Source organism: Acinetobacter sp. A3, from assembly GCF_012371415.1.
Taxonomy (GTDB): Bacteria; Pseudomonadota; Gammaproteobacteria; order Pseudomonadales; family Moraxellaceae; genus Acinetobacter.
Genome location: NZ_JAAZQW010000022.1, coordinates 1 through 18,921 on the forward strand (window position 1 = coordinate 1; position 18,921 = coordinate 18,921).

Consider the following 18,921-nt stretch of genomic DNA (forward strand, 5'->3'; position numbering starts at 1 on the left):
TTTTGTGTGTAGGCTTCTTCATTTGAAAATTATATCGCTGAAAAAGCCTTTACAGATAGGTTTGTGCAACAAAGCCATCTCATAAATAAAAATTACACCTCACATAATTTTTGCTAATATGTATTAAAATTGTTCACCAAAAGTAAATGGCATGAAACACATCCTTATTCCTGTGCTGGTGGTGTTGGTGGTCGTGTTGGGTTACTTGGTCTATCACGAAGAAGCAAAGCGCAAACAAACCGAACTCAATCAGGTTTTGAATGAATCGGCAAATTTATCGCTCAAAAAAGCGGTTAGATCTGAAGTGCCAACCAAACAAGAAACTGATTAAAATTTATCGACTTAAGCCATACCGAGTGAATTACTCCATTTATCAAAGGATTGTGGCTGTCATTTCATCGTAAAAATTTAACTTTAATTCAAAAAACTGGAAATTAAAAAAAATCTCTATGGTATAATTTGCCAATCCAAAAACTCAATCAAGACACATTAAGTGTAGTTGGGTGTCTGATTGAATGAAGTAAAAATGAATAAGGCTGCATAAATGTTATGCGGCTTTTTTATTTACAATCTTGAAAATTGCATCTTGTTGAAATCAAATACTTGATTGTGAATTAAGTTTATTTTTACTGCGTACTTTTTATGCGGCACTATTATTATTGCAACACAAACCAAGTTTGAGTAATGACTTAAGGTTTGTGCATGTTGCTATTCAGTTCAATTACAGGGGCTAGGTCATGACGACTCCTAATCCATCTTCGGCAGGAATGCTTGAGCGCTTGTTTAAACTTAGCGAAAACAAGACCACATTCCGCACCGAGCTTTTGGCGGGTGTAACCACATTCTTAACCATGTGTTACATCATTATTGTCAATCCGATGATTTTATCTGAAACAGGGATGGATCATGGCGCGGTCTTTGTCGCAACCTGTTTAGCCGCTGCAATTGGCTGTTTGGTCATGGGGATTATTGCCAATTATCCAATTGCGCTTGCACCGGGCATGGGCTTAAACGCTTATTTTACTTATTCCGTATGTTTGGGCATGGGTGTACCATGGCAAACGGCATTGGCTGCAGTCTTTGTTTCAGGGATTATTTTCATTGCCATCAGCATGTTTAAAATCCGTGAAGCGATTGTCAATGCTATCCCGATGTCATTAAAACTGGCTATTGGTGGTGGAATTGGCTTATTCCTTGCCTTAATCGCACTCAAAAATGCAGGTGTTATTGTTGATAATCCTGCAACCTTGGTTGGTTTGGGGGATTTAAAACAACCTTCAGTTTTACTGGCATTGTTTGGCTTTTTAATGGTGGTGGTGATGCATCACTTTAAAGTTCGCGGTGCGATTATCATTAGCATTTTAGTCCTTACGGCCATTTCAACTGCATTAGGCCTGAGTGAATTCAAAGGCGTTGTAGGTGAAATTCCATCTATTGCACCAACATTTATGCAAATGGATTTTGAAGGTCTGTTTACGGCTAGCTTAATTGGTGTGATTTTTGTCTTTTTCTTGGTTGATTTATTCGACTCTACAGGCACGTTGGTTGGGGTTTCACACCGTGCAGGTTTGTTAAAAGATGGCAAACTTCCTCGTTTGAAAAAAGCCTTGTTTGCTGACTCATCTGCAATTGTAGCGGGGGCAGCATTAGGTACTTCATCCACCACACCTTATATTGAGTCTTCTGCAGGGGTTGCTGCGGGTGGTCGTACTGGTTTAACGGCAGTTATTGTTGGTCTATTATTTATTGCCTGCTTGTTCTTGGCTCCACTTGCACAATCTGTGCCTGGTTTTGCCACAGCACCTGCGTTGTTATTTGTCGGTGTGTTGATGATTCAAGGCATTGTGCATATTGACTGGGACGACATCACTGAAGCAGTTCCTGCATTCTTAACCGTGGTATTTATGCCGTTTACCTATTCAATTGCCGATGGCATTGCGATGGGTTTTATTAGCTATGCGTTAATTAAATTACTTACAGGCAAAGCGAAGTCTGTGCCGTATATGGTATGGATTATTGCAGCATTGTGGGCCTTAAAATTTGCCATGTTTGGCGGTTAATATTCTCAAACAGCAAAAGGGTGTAAACTCAGTTTACACCCTTTTTTCTTTCTTAAATTCTCCCATAAAATAGCAAAACAGGATGAAACATGAACCCATTAGAGTTAATTCGTGCATTGCCTAAAGCAGAATTGCATGTGCATATTGAAGGTACTTTTGAACCTGAACTGATGTTTGCCATCGCGCAGCGCAACCAAATTGAAATTCCTTATCAGTCGGTAGAAGAAGTTAAACAAGCCTATAACTTTCATAATTTGCAGTCTTTTTTAGATATTTATTATGCAGGCGCACAAGTATTGGTGCATGAACAAGACTTTTATGATTTGGCGTGGGCCTACTTTGAAAAATGTGCTGCAGATCGTGTGGTTCATACTGAAATGTTTTTTGACCCGCAAACCCATACCGAGCGCGGTGTGCCATTTGCAACGGTCATCAATGGTTTACAACGTGCTTGCGATGATGCACAGACAAAATTAGGCATCAGCTCACATTTGATTATGTGTTTTTTACGCCATTTGAGTGAAGAGGCGGCCTTTGAAACTTTAGAGCAGGCATTACCTTATAAAGATCAGATTATTGCTGTGGGCTTGGATTCGAGTGAAATGGGGCATCCGCCTGCAAAGTTTGAACGTGTCTTTGCCAAAGCACGTGAAGCAGGTTTTTTAGTGGTGGCGCATGCAGGTGAAGAAGGCCCAGCAGAATATGTTTGGGAAGCATTGGATTTGCTTAAAGTAAATCGTATTGATCATGGCGTACGTTCAGAAGAAGACCCAGTGTTATTGCAGCGTTTAATTGCAGAAAAGATGCCACTCACGGTATGTCCGCTGAGTAATTTAAAGCTGTGTGTGGTTAATGATATGGCCCAGCACAATATTCGTCGCTTATTGCAACAAGGGGTGAAAGTCACAGTTAATTCTGATGATCCATCTTATTTTGGTGGTTATATGAATGATAACTTTATTGCAATTAGCCAAGCTTTAGATTTAAGCAATGATGAACTGAAACAATTGGCAATCAACTCTTTTGAAGCCTCGTTTATTTCGGCTGAAGAAAAACAGAAATGGATAGATCAAATTCAGGCATTGGCTTGAACTTAATGCAATGCACACGATGCTAGATTACAAAAAAAAGCAGCTTGATAGAAGCTGCTTTTTTTTGTGGGAGAGAGTTTTGTATTGTTTTAAATTAAAGTTTTAGTTAGATGACTTGCCTTGTTGAGTCATACTGCGAAGTACGTCATCTTTATCAATAAAATGATGTTTCAGTGCGGCAAGCACATGACCGACCACCATTGCACCCGCAAACCAAGACAAATAAGTATGTACAGGTTTTACAATGGCCAACAGCTCAGGGTTTTTATCCAACAAAGCTGGAATTTCAAATAAATACAGTATAGGTACGGGTTTCCCCACGCTCCAGCTAAATAAATAGCCTGTAATTGGAATGGCAATCAGCATGAAATACAAACCCAAGTGCCCTAAGTGTGCCAAAGTTTTCATAAATGGTGACATGCTGTCTGGCAGTTGTGGCGCAGGGTGGGTATAACGCCAAAATAGTCGAATTACCAATAAAAAGATAATAGGTGTGGCAATATTCTTATGTAAGGTAATTACATCGCCTTTAAAGCTACCATCTGACTCATAACTTAAAAAATTACCGCTAAAAAAGCCGACTGCCCATGCGGTAATAAATATAACTGCCATCAGCCAATGTAAAACTTGTGCGGTACGGGTGTAGTACTGATTCGTCTGTTTCATGCTATGTTTCAGAGCAAAATTGATGTTTGCATGCTAAACAATGCGTTATAGGCAAAAAAGCACCTGTGTGCAACGGAGTGTTGAAAATCTGCAACGCTGCTGAAATGAGGCCAAAAAATAGTGATGGAAATAACAAATCACTATTCCTTCACTGCTGAAGTTTAGGCACAATAGCGGCATTGTAATGATCATCAGATCAAATGATCCTTAATATGGGAAAAACCTTTATGAAAAAATTACTTGCTGTATTGGCACCTATCGCATTGGTTTTATCTGCATGTACCACAACCACGGGTACAACCACACCTGCACCAACAGCGACACAACAACTAGGCATGGCTGCAATTAAAATTGCAATTAATGCGAAATGTGTCACTGAGCTAAACAACATTCCTGCATGGCATACTGCAACACGTGTCATGACATCAACTCAGAAGCAAAATATTCAAGCTGAAATTTGTGGCTGTGTGAGTGAAAAAGCACCACAAAACGTGACTGCAGTTGATTTGGCAACTGCTGCGATTGATCCTGCTGCACGTGCCACAATTGTGAGCAACGCAGTGTCTAGAACCATTAATGCCTGTGTAGCAGAAGCGGTTAGATAAGCTCACTCACTCAAAACTCAATATAGGCACATTATTGTGCCAAAATAGGCTGAATATTCAGCCTATTTTTCTGGAACATAGACATGAAAATTGCAGGTGTAGATGAAGCAGGGCGTGGACCTTTAGTAGGTTCCGTGGTTGCTGCTGCTGTCATTTTAGATCCGAATAACCCAATTGAGGGCTTAAACGATTCTAAAAAACTAACTGAAAAGAAACGTGAAAAGTTGTTTTTTGAAATTCAGGAAAAAGCACTGGCTTGGGCGATTGCAGACGCTTCTGCTGCCGAAATTGATGAATACAATATTTTACAAGCATCTTTGTTGGCGATGCGTCGTGCGGTAGAGGCTCTCTCCATTCAACCAGTGCATGTATTAGTGGATGGCAATAAAATTCCGCAGGGTTTAAGTATGTCTTGTGATGCTGTTGTAGGGGGTGATGCTTTGCATCCAGAAATTTCTGCAGCCAGCATTTTAGCCAAAGTGGCGCGTGACCGTGAAATGGTACTGCTTGATCAAGAGTTTCCGCAATTTGGTTTTGCTAAGCATAAGGGCTACCCAACCAAAGCTCACTTTGAAGCAATTGCTCAGCACGGTGTGATCGCTGCGCATCGACGTAGTTTTGCTCCAGTGCGTAAAGCGCTGGAATTAATGGAAAACTCACAGTAAGTTTCATGCAAAAATGCTGGAGATTACATTAAAAAACGTGTCACTTTGAAAAGCATACAGTAGAAAAATTTAAAGCGGCTCAATGGCCGCTTTATATTCAATCACATTTAATCGCTTAACGATTAAAGTCATTTTGTGAGTAGTTATCTTCTTCAAATGAAGGTTGATAATCTTGATCAAGGTGCTGTAAGTGCTCATGCATGGCACGTTCGTGTTGAATACGTTGATAAATTTCTTCACGATGAACCGATACTTCTTTCGGGGCATTTACACCAATACGAACTTGGTTACCTTTCACACCAAGTACAGTCACGCTGACTTGGTCCCCAATCATTAATGTTTCTCCGACACGTCGGGTCAGAATCAGCATGTTTATCTCCTTGCAAAATGCTAAACCTGCATTGATTTTTTAAAGCAAATTAAAAGTCACAACCACATAAAAAACAATTAAATTTTATCAGAATGTACCATTATTCATTTTATAAGATACACATCTGCCAAAATTTATAAAAGCATGTTGCTCAATATAACAGAGCCACTATAAAAAAAACTATAGTGGCTCTATTTTTTTGTACTTTTTCGCAAAATTTGTCAGACAATTACATTTTCTGACAGGGTGTATTAAGCGCGTGCGCTAGACTCGCCACTTTCACGATCTAGACCAAATACAGTGTGTAAAGTACGTACTGCAAGCTCTAAATAGTTTTCTTCAATAATGACTGAAATTTTAATTTCAGAAGTAGAAATCATGAGAATGTTGATGCCTTCATCTGCAAGTGCAGTAAACATTTTGCTTGCAACACCTGCGTGTGAACGCATACCTACACCTACGATAGATACTTTTACGATGTCGCCTCGTGTAGCGACTTCACGCGCACCAATTTCTTTGGCAGTTGCTTCAAGAATTGATTTTGCTTTGGCAAGTTCGCCACGGTTTACGGTAAAAGTAAAGTCAGTTGTACCATCTTCTTCTACGTTTTGGATGATCATGTCAACTTCAACATTGGCAGCGCCAATAGGTGACAAGATTTTAGATGCAATACCTGGCTCATCAGGCACACCTAAAATAGTTAATTTTGCTTCGTCACGGTTAAACGCGATACCTGAGATGATAGGTTGTTCCATGTTGTCTTCCAATTCAGTAGTAATGAGTGTGCCGACATTTTGTTTAAAGTCTTCGTCGAATGCGCCATCATCGTCATTATCAAAACTTGATAATACACGTAAAGGGACTTGGTATTTACCTGCAAATTCAACCGCACGAATTTGTAATACTTTAGAGCCTAATGACGCCATTTCTAGCATTTCTTCAAAAGAAATACGATCTACTTTTTTAGCTTTTGGTGCAACGCGTGGGTCAGTGGTATATACGCCATCTACATCTGTGTAAATTTGACATTCATCTGCTTTTAACGCAGCAGCCAATGCAACGCCAGAAGTGTCTGAACCACCGCGACCTAAAGTTGTGGTATTGCCTTCAGCATCGAAGCCTTGGAAACCAGCAACTACAATCACACGACCTGCATCTAGGTTTTCAGTCAATACATCGGTATTGATTGATTCAATACGTGCTTTGGTAAAAGCGCTGTCAGTTTGAATACCAACTTGGCGACCTGTTAGTGATTTTGCTGCAACGCCAATAGAGTTCAGCGCCATCGCTAACATTGAAATCGTTACCTGTTCGCCTGTAGACACCATTTGGTCTAGTTCACGCGGGTCAGGGGTTTCGGTAATGGCTTTCGCGAGAGCGAGTAGGCGATTGGTTTCGCCACTCATGGCAGAAACCACAACCACTACTTGGTGGCCATGATCATGCCAGCGCTTCACACGACGAGCAACATTTAAAATGCGCTCGGGGGTACCCATTGAAGTACCGCCATATTTTTGAACGATTAGTGCCATAGTTGTTCCATATAAGCCATGACCCTGAATTACCGGTTCAGGGTCAGTTACACAAAAAGTGAAGTTATTTTGCCGCAAGCCAAGCAGTTAAATCTGCCATTACTGTTGCAAACTTCTCGTTAAGTGGCGCGCCACCTTGTGCCAAATCAGGTTTACCACCACCTTTACCACCTAGCTCTGTAGCCAAGTGTTTAATGATGTCACCTGCTTTAATCGTAGCAGTAAAGTCTTTTGCAACAGAAGCGATTAAGCTGACTTTATCGTCTTCTACACCTGCAAGTACAATCACTGCATTGTCGAGTTTAGATTTTACACCGTCGTGTAAGTTACGCAGTGATTTTGCGTCCATACCTTGAGCCGTTGTAATCAGCGTTTGACGACCCGCAATCTCTTGAACTTGGCTTAGAAGTTCTGTTGCTTGGAAGTTTGCCAATTTTTGATTGAGCTGTTCAATTTGTTTTTGAAGGCTAGAGGCAGTGTCGACCAAACTGGTGACTTTTTCTAAAGTCTGGTCTTTTTGCGCTTTTAATAATGCATTGATGCTGCTGATGTCACGTTCAGCTTTTTGAACGGCTTCAACGGCTTTGCTGCCTGTAATCGCTTCAATACGACGCACGCCAGCTGCAACACCACCTTCAGAGACGATTTTGAATAAGCCAATATCGCCCGTACGTTTTACGTGAATACCACCACACAGTTCAATCGAGAAGTTTTTATCTTCGATTATAGAACCCATAGAAAGTACGCGAACTTCATCACCATACTTTTCGCCAAATAGCATCATCGCACCTTTGGCTTTTGCTGCTTCGATGTCTAATAGTTCCGTAGACACGGCAGTGTTGGCAATCACTTCTGCATTGACCAAGCGCTCAATTTCATGCAATTGCTCAAATGACACAGGTTGGTCATTGGCAAAGTCAAAACGTAAAATGTCAGAGGCAACCAATGAACCTTTTTGTTGTACGTGCGCACCTAAAACTTGACGTAGGGCAGCATGTAACAGGTGTGTTGCAGAGTGATTGCGTGCAGTTGCTTCGCGGATATCTGCTTTTACAATGGCTTCGACCGTTTGCGCAGCTTTTAGGCTGCCCATCGTCACAATACCTTGATGGACAAATGCACCGCCAGATTTTTTGGTGTCTTGAACTTCAAAAATACCTGTTTCGTTTTTGAAGAGTCCTGTATCGCCAATTTGACCACCGCTTTCTGCATAGAAAGGCGTTTGATTCAGTACGATTAAGGCTTCATCGCCTTCAACGACTTCATCAACTTGCTCACCATCTTTATAGATTGCGATGATTTGACCTTCACCTGCAGTAGCATCGTAACCATCAAATTGAGTGTCACCTTCAACTTTCACAATTGAGTTGTAGTCAACGGCAAATTTACCTGCGTCACGTGCACGTTGGCGTTGTGCTGCCATTTCAACTTCAAAACCCGCTTCGTCAATGGTCAATTCACGTTCACGTGCGATGTCTGCTGTTAAGTCAGTCGGGAAGCCGTAAGTGTCATACAGTTTAAATACGACTTCACCTGGAATTACAGAGCCTTTCAGTTGCGCTAATTCACCTTCAAGCAATTTCAAACCTTGCTCAAGTGTTTTGGCAAATTGCTCTTCTTCTTTCAAAAGTTGCGCTTCAATGCGTGCTTGTTGTGCTGCAAGTTCAGGATAGGCATCACCCATTACTTCAATGAGTGGCTTCAACATTTTATGGAAGAATGAACCTGTTGCGCCAAGTTTGTTGCCATGACGTACTGCACGACGAATAATACGACGTAAAACATAACCACGACCTTCGTTAGAAGGGTTTACACCATCGGCAATTAGGAAGCAGCAAGAGCGGGCGTGGTCAGCTACTACTTTAAGTGAAGCAGGGTAGTCTACAGGTTTACCAGTTTGCTGTGCAGTTGCCTCAAGCTCAGTCGTGTCTAAACCAATAATTTCTGCTGCATTTTTGAGTAAGTGCTGGAACAGATCAATTTCGTAGTTTGAATTCACATGTTGTAATACTGCAGAAATACGCTCTAAGCCCATACCTGTATCTACAGAAGGTGCTGGAAGCGGGTGCAGTACACCATCTGCAGTACGGTTGAACTGCATGAAGACGTTGTTCCAAATTTCAATGAAACGGTCGCCATCTTCTTCAGGCGTACCTGGTAGGCCACCCCAGATATGATCGCCATGATCATAGAAAATTTCAGAACAAGGACCGCAAGGACCTGTATCACCCATTGCCCAGAAGTTATCTGAAGCATATTGGCCGCCTTTGTTGTCGCCAATACGGATAATACGAGATGCATCTAAACCAATTTCTTTGTTCCAGATGTCAAACGCTTCATCATCGGTATGATAAACCGTGGCATATAAACGGTCTTTCGGTAGCGCCAACCATTGTTCGCCTGTTAGAAACTCCCAAGCAAATTTAATCGCATCACGTTTGAAGTAATCACCAAACGAGAAGTTACCTAGCATTTCAAAGAAAGTATGGTGACGTGCGGTATAGCCTACGTTGTCTAAGTCGTTGTGTTTACCGCCTGCGCGCACACATTTTTGAGAAGAGACAGCACGTACATAATCACGTTTTTCTAGCCCAAGGAAACAGTCTTTAAACTGGTTCATACCCGCATTGGTAAATAACAAGGTTGGGTCGTTGGCGGGTACTAGAGAACTCGATGCGACACGTGTATGCCCTTGCGATTCAAAGTAACGCAAAAATGCTTCACGAATTTCAGCTGATGTCATAAAACGAGTACTCACAACCAAGTCACTCCATAATTTCCGATTTGGCTAAACGCAAGACAGTCTGACAAAAATAATTCTTTTGCTGTCATGCAGGCTTAAAATTTTAAAAACGCCAAATTATAACGGAAAAAGCCATTATCACCAATCATTTTAGTGTGAATAGATGACAATTCTGACGCAAACTTTGTTGCGATTACGCAGAATAAATCTTTGCAATAGAAGATGATGAACATTTACATTCAAAGTAAGTGCTTACTGCGGGTCACGGAGTATGCCGAACTGCCATAAAGCGGAATGCAGAAAAGTTAAGAAAACGTAGATGTGCGGTAGAAAACCAAAGCTGATATTTTAATTTGCCGAATTAAACAACAAATTGCGTGAAAATTCGCAGAATTGATCTGATTTTTTTCAGTAGTTGAGCAAAATCTATTAACATAGCACTGCTTAAATTTTGATTTCATTATGAAAGGATCAGTCATGCAACGAGTGGCAATCAATGGCTTTGGTAGAATCGGGCGCAATGTGCTGCGGGCTTGGTTTGAAAATCCCAAAGACTTTCATTTTGAAATCGTGGCCATTAACGATATTGCCGATGTCGAAACTTTGGTGCACTTGTTTAAATATGACAGTACCCACGGTCGTTTTAAAGGGCAGGTCGAAATTAGTCTTGAAGATGAACAGGTTTTTCTGAATATTTCTGCGGGCTTGGCACAACTCAAAGTTCAGGTGCTGAATCAGGCGCAACCTGCACAGTTACCGTGGCAATTACTGAATGTCGATGTGGTTTTGGAATGTACAGGTCTGTTTCGTTCACGTGAAGCTGCGACCCAGCATATTACTGCGGGCGCCAAACGTGTCATTATTGGTGCAGCCCCATTCGATACTGTCGATGCTGCGATTGTCTATGGTGTCAATCATCACGAAGTCAAACCCACAGATCAAATTATTTCCAGTGTGTCGTGTACCACGCAGGCTTTAGTGCCATTGGTTAAAATTATTGATGATGCTTTTGGCATTAACACGGCTTTAATGACCGAAATTCACGCAGTCACAGCAGATCAAACTGTGCTGGATCAGGCGCACCGTGATTTACGTCGTGCCCGAGCATCAGGGCAAAATATTATTCCAACCACTTCATCTGCTTTGGGTGCATTAAAACAGGTGATGCCTAAAATGGCAGATCGGATTGATGGCTATTCTATTCGTGTGCCGACCATCAACGTCGCTGCAATTGACTTGACTTTTATTTCGCAGTCACCCATTACGGTGCACAAATTAAATCAGGTGCTGTGTGCTTCGGCCGCGCATGATTATGCAGAAATTATGCAAGTGACCGATGAGCCCTTAGTGTCGAGTGATTTTAATCATTCGCCTTATTCATTAATTGTCGATTTAAGCCAGACTATGGTGGTAGGGCATCAGGCCAAAGTTTTTGCGTGGTATGATAATGAATGGGGCTATGCCAACCGTTTACTCGACTTGTGTGAATCTTTTAGTCAGCGAGCGGCGTGATTTTTAGCTTGTACGGTTTGCTATACAAAGCCGCTAAAGCATGTAATAGTGATGGGTGTTTAGATGAAAATCCGAAGTTAATTCATTGATGAATATAACAAATTTAGCCTATAAGATTGAAAATAGAGTAGTGGGATGATGATTATTTTATTGTGGGGATTTATTCTTTTGTTGGCGCTAGCCGTGATTTTTTTGATTTGGTTGCAATTCAGAAATCAGGCAGACAGCAACTCCGATGTGCAGCACCAACAACAATTGGAACAGAAAGTGTTGCATTTGGAAGAAAACCTGAAAAAGACGCTAGAAATTATGCAGGACTTGGCTAAAAAAATGCAAGTTCAGCAAGATGCTTTGGATAAAACTGTACAAAAAACCACGCAGTTAGAAATGCAGAATGCAGAGTTGGTCAATTTGTTAGCCAAAGCAGTTAAAGCGAATCAGGACTTTTAAAGAATTGCATTTTAATATCGTGTTGAATCAAGCTTTTTTTTACCGCATATTTCAGAAAAAGTCAGGTGCATGAGCAAAAGTATCATGCTAAACTAGGAGAAATCGGGTGTGCTCCCGATTTTTTTATGCGGATTCGTTCCGCGCAAACAAGAATTTAGGTTTACAACATGCCCATTTCAGAGACATGGTTATTACCTGATGGTGTAGCTGATGTATTACCAGAACAAGCGCAAGTCATTGAAAACTTGCGTCGTAAGTCACTGGATTTCCTCGCATCTCGAGGTTATCAGTTGGTGTACACGCCATTCATTGAATACATCGAATCTCTATCTTCTCTTTCAGAATCGAATCAAGATTTAGACCTTGCCACATTTAAAGTCATCGACCAACTTTCAGGTCGTTTACTGGGTGTGCGTGCCGATATGACGCCACAAGTGGCACGTATTGATGCGCATGTACATCCTGTGGATGGCGTTGCACGTTACTGCTATGCAGGTACAGTTTTACATACTAAACCACAAGGTTTTAATACCACACGTGCGCCGTTGCAATTGGGTGCAGAATTATTTGGTTCAGACAGCATTGATGCCGATGTAGAAATGGTTGATTTGATGATCAGCCTACTACAGGAAGCGGGTCTGGCCGATGGCGTGCATTTGGACTTAGGTCATGTGGGTCTGTTCCGCAGCTTGGTTCAACAGGCAGAGCTAAGCAAAGCGACTGAACGCCAATTGTCAGATTTATATCAGCGTAAAGCATTGCCAGAACTGGCTGACTTTACTCAAGATTTAAACTTTGGTTCAGATTTCTATGCCCTAGGTCGCTTTGCCAGTGATTTAGATGCCTTACAAGCCAATTTAAGTGCTACAGTATTGGAAAATCCTGAGTTTAAGCAGGCTTTTGATGCAGTGAAAGCAACACAGGCTGAAATTCAGGCACGCTGGCCAAATCTACATATTGGTATTGATGTGGTAGAGCTACGTTCATATCACTATCACACTGGCTTAATGTACGCAGTGTATGCGCCAAATCGTGCTGCGCCATTGGCTCAAGGTGGCCGTTACGATGGTATTGGTCAACACTTTGGACGTGCACGCCCTGCAACAGGTTTCTCATGTGACTTGTTTGTATTAAGCGCAGGCCGTTTTGAATCAGCAGCCGTTGTGGTTGCACCTAAGGGTACTCAGGCAGATTTGCTTGCTGCGGTTCAGCAAACTCGTGCGCAAGGCTTTAGTGTAATTCAATTGTTGGGCAATGATGATTTAAACTCAGTTCCATACGCAACGCACCAATTGGTACTTGTAAATGGTGAGTGGACTGTCGAAAAAATTTAATCGCCAAGGCATGTTTCATGTCGCAGGTCTTGGTTTTCAATTTTAACAGCATGATGTAATGAGGCTATTATGGGCAAGAATGTTGTGGTACTTGGTACCCAATGGGGCGACGAAGGTAAAGGTAAAATCGTCGACCTGCTCACAGATCAGGCGGCTGCAGTCGTTCGTTATCAAGGCGGACACAACGCAGGTCATACTCTCGTGGTTGGTGGTAAGAAAACTGTATTACACCTCATTCCATCAGGTATTTTACGTGAAAACGTACTGTGCTTAATTGGTAATGGTGTTGTACTTTCTCCAGAAGCGCTGATTAAAGAGATGGGTATTCTGGAACAAGAAGGCGTGCCAGTGAAAGAGCGTTTACGTATTTCACCAAACTGTCCGCTTATTTTGCCAAACCACATTGCGCTTGACCAAGCACGTGAGAAAAAACGTGGTAATGCCAAAATTGGTACTACAGGTCGCGGTATTGGCCCTGCTTATGAAGATAAAGTTGCACGTCGTGCAATCCGTGTTGCAGACTTGGTTCGTGGTGGCGAAGCGTTACGTACCCAATTGGCTGAATTACTGGACTACCATAACTTCCAATTAACAGAATACTACGGTGTAGAAGCTGTTCAGTTAGAAGAAGTATTGGCATTGTGTGAACAATGGCGTGAAGTTATTGCACCATTAGTAGTTGATGTAACGACCGAAATTCATAATTACCGTAAAAACGGTGACAATATTATGTTTGAAGGTGCGCAAGGTTCATTACTTGATGTTGACCATGGTACTTATCCGTATGTGACTTCATCGAATACAACTGCGGGCGGTGTAAGCTCTGGTTCAGGCTTAGGTCCATTACATTTAGACTACGTTTTAGGTATTACCAAAGCTTATACCACACGTGTAGGTGCAGGCCCATTCCCAACTGAGTTGGTATATGACGCTGCAAATGACGTGGGTGATGCGATTGGTAAACACTTAGGTACTGTGGGTCACGAATTTGGTGCATCTACAGGTCGTCAGCGCCGTTGTGGTTGGTTTGATGCAGAAATTCTACGCCGTTCAGTGGATGTAAACTCACTTTCTGGTATCTGCTTAACCAAGTTAGACGTATTAGATGGCTTAGAAGAAATCAAAATCTGTGTGGGTTATGAAAATACCGATTCAGGTTGTGTAGGTTCTTCTGACGCACTTGCATACGAAAACTTAAAGCCAATTTATGAAACAATGCCAGGTTGGTCTGAATCAACTGTGGGTGCAACGAGTGTGGAACAATTGCCTGAAAATGCAATTAACTACATTAAGCGTCTTGAGAAATTGATTGAGTGTCCAATCGACATTATTTCTACTGGCCCAGACCGCGCAGAAACGATTGTATTACGTCATCCATTTGATGCTTAAGTATTTGTGCTGCGGCATAAAACATAAGTAATCTTTTGATGTACTTAGCCCTGTCTAAATGATGGGGCTTTTTATTATCAAGCTTGAGCAAGTCATTCATCTCAATATTGAAGATGATGCAGAATATGCTATTTTTTCAAGACTAAAGTTGCATGTGACAAGCACTGTGCAGCGCAGGGTGGCTTGTTACAATGCCTTTTAGAAAATTAAATTTAATTAAGGTTATGCAGGATGCATAAAAATATTACCAGTACGATTTTTTATTCGCTGTTATTTGCAATGGGTGGAGCACCGACCATTGCCATGATGCTGATTTTATCGCAAAAGCATGATCCGAATATTATGTACCAAGCCTTCATTGGTTTAAGCGTTATTTTTGCCTGTATTTTGGTGCCACTGATTCTGATTCAAAATGCTTACCTACTCTACAAACGCAAAAATCCAGAAATGGAAGAAAAAGTAGAAGTAGTGTCTAAAATTTACTTGGGTTTAAATGTTTTCTGTTTAGTATTTTGGTTGTGTTATCAATTTCTTTACTAAGGCAGTTATTGATCGCTTAGACATACAATCTGTACACAGCTTGGGCGTTGTTTACATAAATAATATGATTATGAAGCGATTATAGATTTAAAGCCTTGAATTGATTTCATATAATTGATTGATATGAAGATAGCTCGTAAGGCGGAGATTATTATAATGAACAAAAAACTGATGTTGAGTTTATGTGCCGCAGGCGCAATCACAGTTTCAGGGTGTACCACTGTTGCAGACATGGCGGGTGCAGATACTGCGACCCTAAATGCAACTGCAACCAAAAGCTATAACGAAATGGTGCAAGATGCACGCAATAAAAATCAGTTAGACACGAGTTCAACCACGTATAAACGTATCAATACTGTGTTTCAGCGTTTGATTCCACATGCCAACCAAATGAACCAAACTGGTCAGCTTTTCCAGTGGCAATTGGCGGTACTCAAATCTGATCAAGTCAATGCTTTTGTCGCACCAGGCGGTAAAGTAGTGTTCTACACAGGTATTGTGAATAAACTGAATTTAACCGATGCTGAAATTGCTGCAATTATGGGGCACGAAATGGTGCACGCACTAGAAGAACACGCTAAAAGTAAAATTGGTGCGCAAGCTTTAACAAACTTGGCGTTGAATGTTGGCTTAAGTGCAGCGGGTAATAACGTTGGTCAATTGGGTGCAGCAGCAGCACAATTGGGTACGCAAATTGGGATTGGCTTGCCATATTCGCGTAATTTGGAAGGTCGTGCCGATCAGGGTGGCTTAATGCTTATGGCGCGTGCAGGTTATAACCCGCAAGCTGCTATTACCCTTTGGGAAAAAATGAACAAACTTGAAGGTGGCGGTGGTGCATCGTTCTTATCAACGCACCCATCGAACAGTCAGCGTATTGAGGCGATGCGTAAAAACTTACCTGCAGCTCAGGCAATTTATAACCAAAACCGCCGCTAAGATAACATTAGTCAGTAAGACAGATGAATCAAAGAAAGGATGTGCATAGAAATGCGCATCCTTTTTTTAAATTTTTGACTTTAAACAATATAAAAATGGTGCGTTATAGCTGAACTCATGTTTTCAATTTAAACGCCAGCTCACTTATTTACTTCAATTTCTAATTTCATTTTAAAGCAGTGCTTAAAATGAAATTAGGGTGCTGGATTTGGTTGCTGACGATGAATCGCTTCAATGCCCTGTAGCACTTCTTCAGATAAATTGACATCAAACGCATCAATATTTTCTTTAAGTTGTGCCATAGTGGTTGCTCCAATAATGGTACTGGTCACAAAAAATTGCTGCTTAATAAAGGCTAATGCCATTTGCGTTAAGCTCAAGCCATGCTGCTCTGCAAGTTGAGCATATTGCTCTGTAGCCCATTCACTTTCAGGGTTGCTGTAGCGGCTAAAACGTGAATATAAAGTGACGCGTGCACTGGCAGGACGTGCGCCGTTGCGGAATTTACCAGTTAAATAACCAAAAGCCAAAGGAGAGTAGGCAAGCAGTCCTACACCTTCATAATGGGCAATTTCAGACATGCCAATTTCATAGCTACGGTTGAGCAGGTTATAAGGGTTTTGCACACTCACGAATTTGCTTAAACCAAGCTGTTCTGCCAAGTGTAAAAACTTCATGGTGCCCCATGGAGTTTCATTGGATAGACCGATATAACGAATTCGCCCTTTTTCAATTTCCTGCTGCAATGCAGTTAAGGTTTCGGCCAAGTCGGTGACTTCTTGGGTATTCTGTGCTTCTGGGTTGCCATACCCAAGCTTGCCAAAAAAGTTGGTTGGGCGTTGTGGCCAGTGTAGCTGGTATAAGTCGATATAATCGGTTTGTAGGCGTTTTAAATTGCCATCCAAGGCTGAGCGAATATCTTGCGCATTAAAGCGGGTTTTGCCATCTCGTATATGGCTACCACCTTGTGATGGCCCTGCAATTTTTGAGGCTAGAAATATTTTGTCACGTCCGCCACGTTGGTGCAGCCAGTGACCAATCATGGTTTCAGTCGCTCCTTGGGTTTCTACTTTGGGTGGAACAGGGTACATCTCTGCGGTATCCCAAAAATACAAGCCACGTTCCAAGGCATAATCCAGTTGTTGGAAGGCATCTGATAGCGTGTTTTGCTCACCAAAGGTCATGGTGCCCAAGCAGATTTCTGGAACTAAAATACCCGTCTTTGCCAATGGTTTAAATTGCATATTGCCTCTCGCTCAAGATTATATTTATGAAGTGATGTTATAAGAGGCTAAACCATTTTGAACCGTTTGTGGCAGTTAAAATTGCTGATGCTTTGTAATGGTCGTAAGAATTGTATTTTTATATTTGAAAATGGCTATAAGTTTTATGCAGGCAATAAAAAAGCAAATCCGAAGATTTGCTTTTTACTTAGCATGAGTATGGCTTATTCGTCATCAAAGTCGCCATCAGTGGCTTCATTTTGCTCCAAAGAAGCATCAAAAATTAGAATGGCTTTACCATCAGTTTCAATCATGCCTTGCTCTTCAAGCGTTTTCAGTACACGACCAACCATTTCACGTGAACAACCGACAATACGACCAATTTCTTGGCGTGTAATACGAATTTGACGACCATTTGGCAAAATCATGGCTTCTGGCTGCGCAGAAAGATCAATCAAGCAACGTGCAATACGGCCAGACACATCTATAAAGGCAAGGTCAGTTACTTTACGTGTGGTATTTTTTAAACGACGTACCAGCTGTGCAAAAACAGCATAGCTTAAATCGGGATATTGTTTGCTGAGTTCGTGGAAATTTTCATAAGTAATTTCTGCGATTTCACAGACATCACGAGTACGAACCTCTGCAGTACGTTGTGGATTCGATTCAAACAGACCCATTTCCCCAAAAAAGTCGCCTGGATTCAAATATGCCACAACAATTTCGCGATCGTCATCTTCGCGAAGAATAATTGATACTGAACCTTTTAGAATCAAATATAATGATTTTGATTCAGTCCCTGCATCAACAATAGTTGTCCGTTTTGGATAACGGTTGATGTACGCACGTTTTAATAATGCTTTCACCGAGTCCGGCAGTTGCCCTGGGGACAATGCATCGGTGCTAAGCTGCGAAAAGTTTGAAGTCATGCTAACGGTTCCGAAAATGGATAAATAATAGATCGCACAAGACCTAGTCTGAACTTGTCACACAGTAGAGATGAAATTCCTTATCAACTCAAGTTATGTTAGTGTACAAATACCCGTGTAAATTTATAGCTTTTTTTAGGTAGTTGCAATGCAAACAAGTGTTCAATGGTTAGAGAACGTTGCTTTTGAAGCCAAATCGGAAAGTGGTCATTCTGTAGTGATGGATGGATCTGCAGAATATGGTGGTGAAAACCGTGGACCACGTCCTATGGAACTGATCTTAATGGGACTTGGTGGGTGTGCTTCGTTTGATATTGTGACTATTTTAAAGAAATCGCGCCAAGAAGTGACCCATGTGGAATGTCAGTTGAAGGCTGAACGTGCCGATAGCATCCCTGCAGTTTTTACTAAAATTCACTTACATTTTGTGGTCAAAGGCAAGGCAGTCAAGGAAAAGCAGGTTGCCAAGGCTGTTGAACTTTCTGCAGAAAAGTACTGTTCTGCAAGTAAAATGCTGTCAGATGGTGGTGTAGAAATTAGCCACGATTTTGAAGTTATCGAACAAGAATGAGTTATGACTAGATAGTCAGTCAATGATTGGTATTTTATGCCAATCATTGTTGCAAAATGTTTCAAATTGTATATTTCACCACTTCCTCCTTATTAAATTATTGATATACAACTGTATATTGATTAAATCCACATTATAAAAAATTACCAGATTAAACTTGAAATCTACACTAATCAGTCCAATATTATTACTAAAATCTATCTGTTAATTTTAATTAAGATTTTGAAAAATATATAAAAATTTAATTGAAATTTACATCAGCGTTCCCATATATCCATCAAGTACACAATTTGTTGTGAGGA

Annotated in this window: 18 protein-coding genes; 12 read left to right on the forward strand and 6 right to left on the reverse strand. The window is 41.2% G+C overall.

The genetic code is table 11. The features are described from left to right. Positions 1-151: 151 nt before the first annotated feature. From HHA42_RS08420 to HHA42_RS08430, 3 genes are all read left to right on the forward strand, one after another. Entirely contained in the window at positions 152-331 is a 180-nt protein-coding gene (locus HHA42_RS08420) for a hypothetical protein (RefSeq protein ID WP_168419532.1), read from the forward strand. A 406-nt stretch (positions 332-737) separates the two neighbouring features. Beyond that, entirely contained in the window at positions 738-2,060 is a 1,323-nt protein-coding gene (locus tag HHA42_RS08425; protein ID WP_168419531.1) for an NCS2 family permease, read from the forward strand. Positions 2,061-2,149: 89 nt separating this feature from the next. Beyond that, a complete protein-coding gene (locus tag HHA42_RS08430) occupies positions 2,150-3,151 on the forward strand; it encodes an adenosine deaminase (protein WP_168419530.1) in 1,002 nt (333 codons plus the stop codon). A gap of 102 nt (positions 3,152-3,253) precedes the next feature. On the opposite strand, the gene HHA42_RS08435 is transcribed toward HHA42_RS08430, so the two are convergent. Then, positions 3,254-3,817 (reverse strand): cytochrome b, encoded by a 564-nt coding sequence (locus HHA42_RS08435; RefSeq protein ID WP_168526144.1) that lies wholly within the window; start codon positions 3,815-3,817, stop codon positions 3,254-3,256. Positions 3,818-4,044: 227 nt separating this feature from the next. Here HHA42_RS08435 and HHA42_RS08440 point away from each other — a divergent pair, with 227 nt between their 5' ends. Both HHA42_RS08440 and rnhB read left to right on the forward strand, forming a co-directional pair. Beyond that, entirely contained in the window at positions 4,045-4,422 is a 378-nt protein-coding gene (locus tag HHA42_RS08440) for a hypothetical protein (RefSeq protein ID WP_168418997.1), read from the forward strand. Positions 4,423-4,505: 83 nt separating this feature from the next. Then, positions 4,506-5,087, forward strand: a complete 582-nt coding sequence (gene rnhB / locus HHA42_RS08445) for a ribonuclease HII (protein WP_168418996.1) — start codon at positions 4,506-4,508, stop codon at positions 5,085-5,087. Between the two features lie 115 nt (positions 5,088-5,202). Here the strand turns inward: rnhB and csrA are convergent, their stop codons facing one another. The 3 genes from csrA to alaS all read right to left on the reverse strand — a co-directional run bounded on the left by csrA (position 5,203) and on the right by alaS (position 9,747). Beyond that, positions 5,203-5,457: a carbon storage regulator CsrA gene (gene csrA, locus HHA42_RS08450; RefSeq protein WP_004971589.1), complete on the reverse strand. Its 255-nt coding sequence runs from the start codon at positions 5,455-5,457 to the stop codon at positions 5,203-5,205. Positions 5,458-5,708: 251 nt separating this feature from the next. Next, positions 5,709-6,989 carry an aspartate kinase gene (locus tag HHA42_RS08455; RefSeq protein ID WP_168418994.1) on the reverse strand — a complete coding sequence of 427 codons (1,281 nt, stop codon included), beginning with the start codon at positions 6,987-6,989 and terminating at the stop codon, positions 5,709-5,711. A gap of 64 nt (positions 6,990-7,053) precedes the next feature. After that, on the reverse strand, positions 7,054-9,747 hold the full coding sequence (gene alaS / locus HHA42_RS08460) for an alanine--tRNA ligase (protein ID WP_171525585.1): 2,694 nt from the start codon (positions 9,745-9,747) through the stop codon (positions 7,054-7,056). 462 nt (positions 9,748-10,209) lie between these two features. On the opposite strand from alaS, the gene HHA42_RS08465 reads away from it, so the two are divergent. The 6 genes from HHA42_RS08465 to HHA42_RS08490 all read left to right on the forward strand — a co-directional run bounded on the left by HHA42_RS08465 (position 10,210) and on the right by HHA42_RS08490 (position 15,896). Continuing rightward, positions 10,210-11,244 (forward strand): type I glyceraldehyde-3-phosphate dehydrogenase, encoded by a 1,035-nt coding sequence (locus HHA42_RS08465; RefSeq protein ID WP_168526146.1) that lies wholly within the window; start codon positions 10,210-10,212, stop codon positions 11,242-11,244. A 135-nt stretch (positions 11,245-11,379) separates the two neighbouring features. Next, positions 11,380-11,694: a hypothetical protein gene (locus HHA42_RS08470; RefSeq protein ID WP_168526148.1), complete on the forward strand. Its 315-nt coding sequence runs from the start codon at positions 11,380-11,382 to the stop codon at positions 11,692-11,694. A 167-nt stretch (positions 11,695-11,861) separates the two neighbouring features. Continuing rightward, positions 11,862-13,028 carry an ATP phosphoribosyltransferase regulatory subunit gene (locus HHA42_RS08475; protein ID WP_168526150.1) on the forward strand — a complete coding sequence of 389 codons (1,167 nt, stop codon included), beginning with the start codon at positions 11,862-11,864 and terminating at the stop codon, positions 13,026-13,028. A gap of 69 nt (positions 13,029-13,097) precedes the next feature. Then, the gene (locus HHA42_RS08480; protein WP_168526151.1) at positions 13,098-14,417 is read left to right on the forward strand and encodes an adenylosuccinate synthase; all 1,320 of its coding nucleotides are present in this window, start codon (positions 13,098-13,100) and stop codon (positions 14,415-14,417) included. Positions 14,418-14,648: 231 nt separating this feature from the next. Then, the gene (locus HHA42_RS08485) at positions 14,649-14,957 is read left to right on the forward strand and encodes a hypothetical protein (protein ID WP_004971573.1); all 309 of its coding nucleotides are present in this window, start codon (positions 14,649-14,651) and stop codon (positions 14,955-14,957) included. A gap of 156 nt (positions 14,958-15,113) precedes the next feature. Then, positions 15,114-15,896 carry a M48 family metallopeptidase gene (locus tag HHA42_RS08490; RefSeq protein WP_168526153.1) on the forward strand — a complete coding sequence of 261 codons (783 nt, stop codon included), beginning with the start codon at positions 15,114-15,116 and terminating at the stop codon, positions 15,894-15,896. Between the two features lie 194 nt (positions 15,897-16,090). Here HHA42_RS08490 and HHA42_RS08495 read toward each other — a convergent pair whose 3' ends face one another. Beyond that, positions 16,091-17,140, reverse strand: a complete 1,050-nt coding sequence (locus HHA42_RS08495; RefSeq protein ID WP_168526155.1) for an NADP(H)-dependent aldo-keto reductase — start codon at positions 17,138-17,140, stop codon at positions 16,091-16,093. A gap of 203 nt (positions 17,141-17,343) precedes the next feature. After that, positions 17,344-18,048: a cAMP-activated global transcriptional regulator CRP gene (gene crp / locus HHA42_RS08500; protein ID WP_167845925.1), complete on the reverse strand. Its 705-nt coding sequence runs from the start codon at positions 18,046-18,048 to the stop codon at positions 17,344-17,346. A gap of 148 nt (positions 18,049-18,196) precedes the next feature. On the opposite strand from crp, the gene HHA42_RS08505 reads away from it, so the two are divergent. Beyond that, positions 18,197-18,619, forward strand: coding sequence for an OsmC family protein (locus HHA42_RS08505; protein WP_168418988.1), 423 nt, complete (start codon positions 18,197-18,199; stop codon positions 18,617-18,619). The last annotated feature ends 302 nt before the right edge of the window (positions 18,620-18,921 follow it).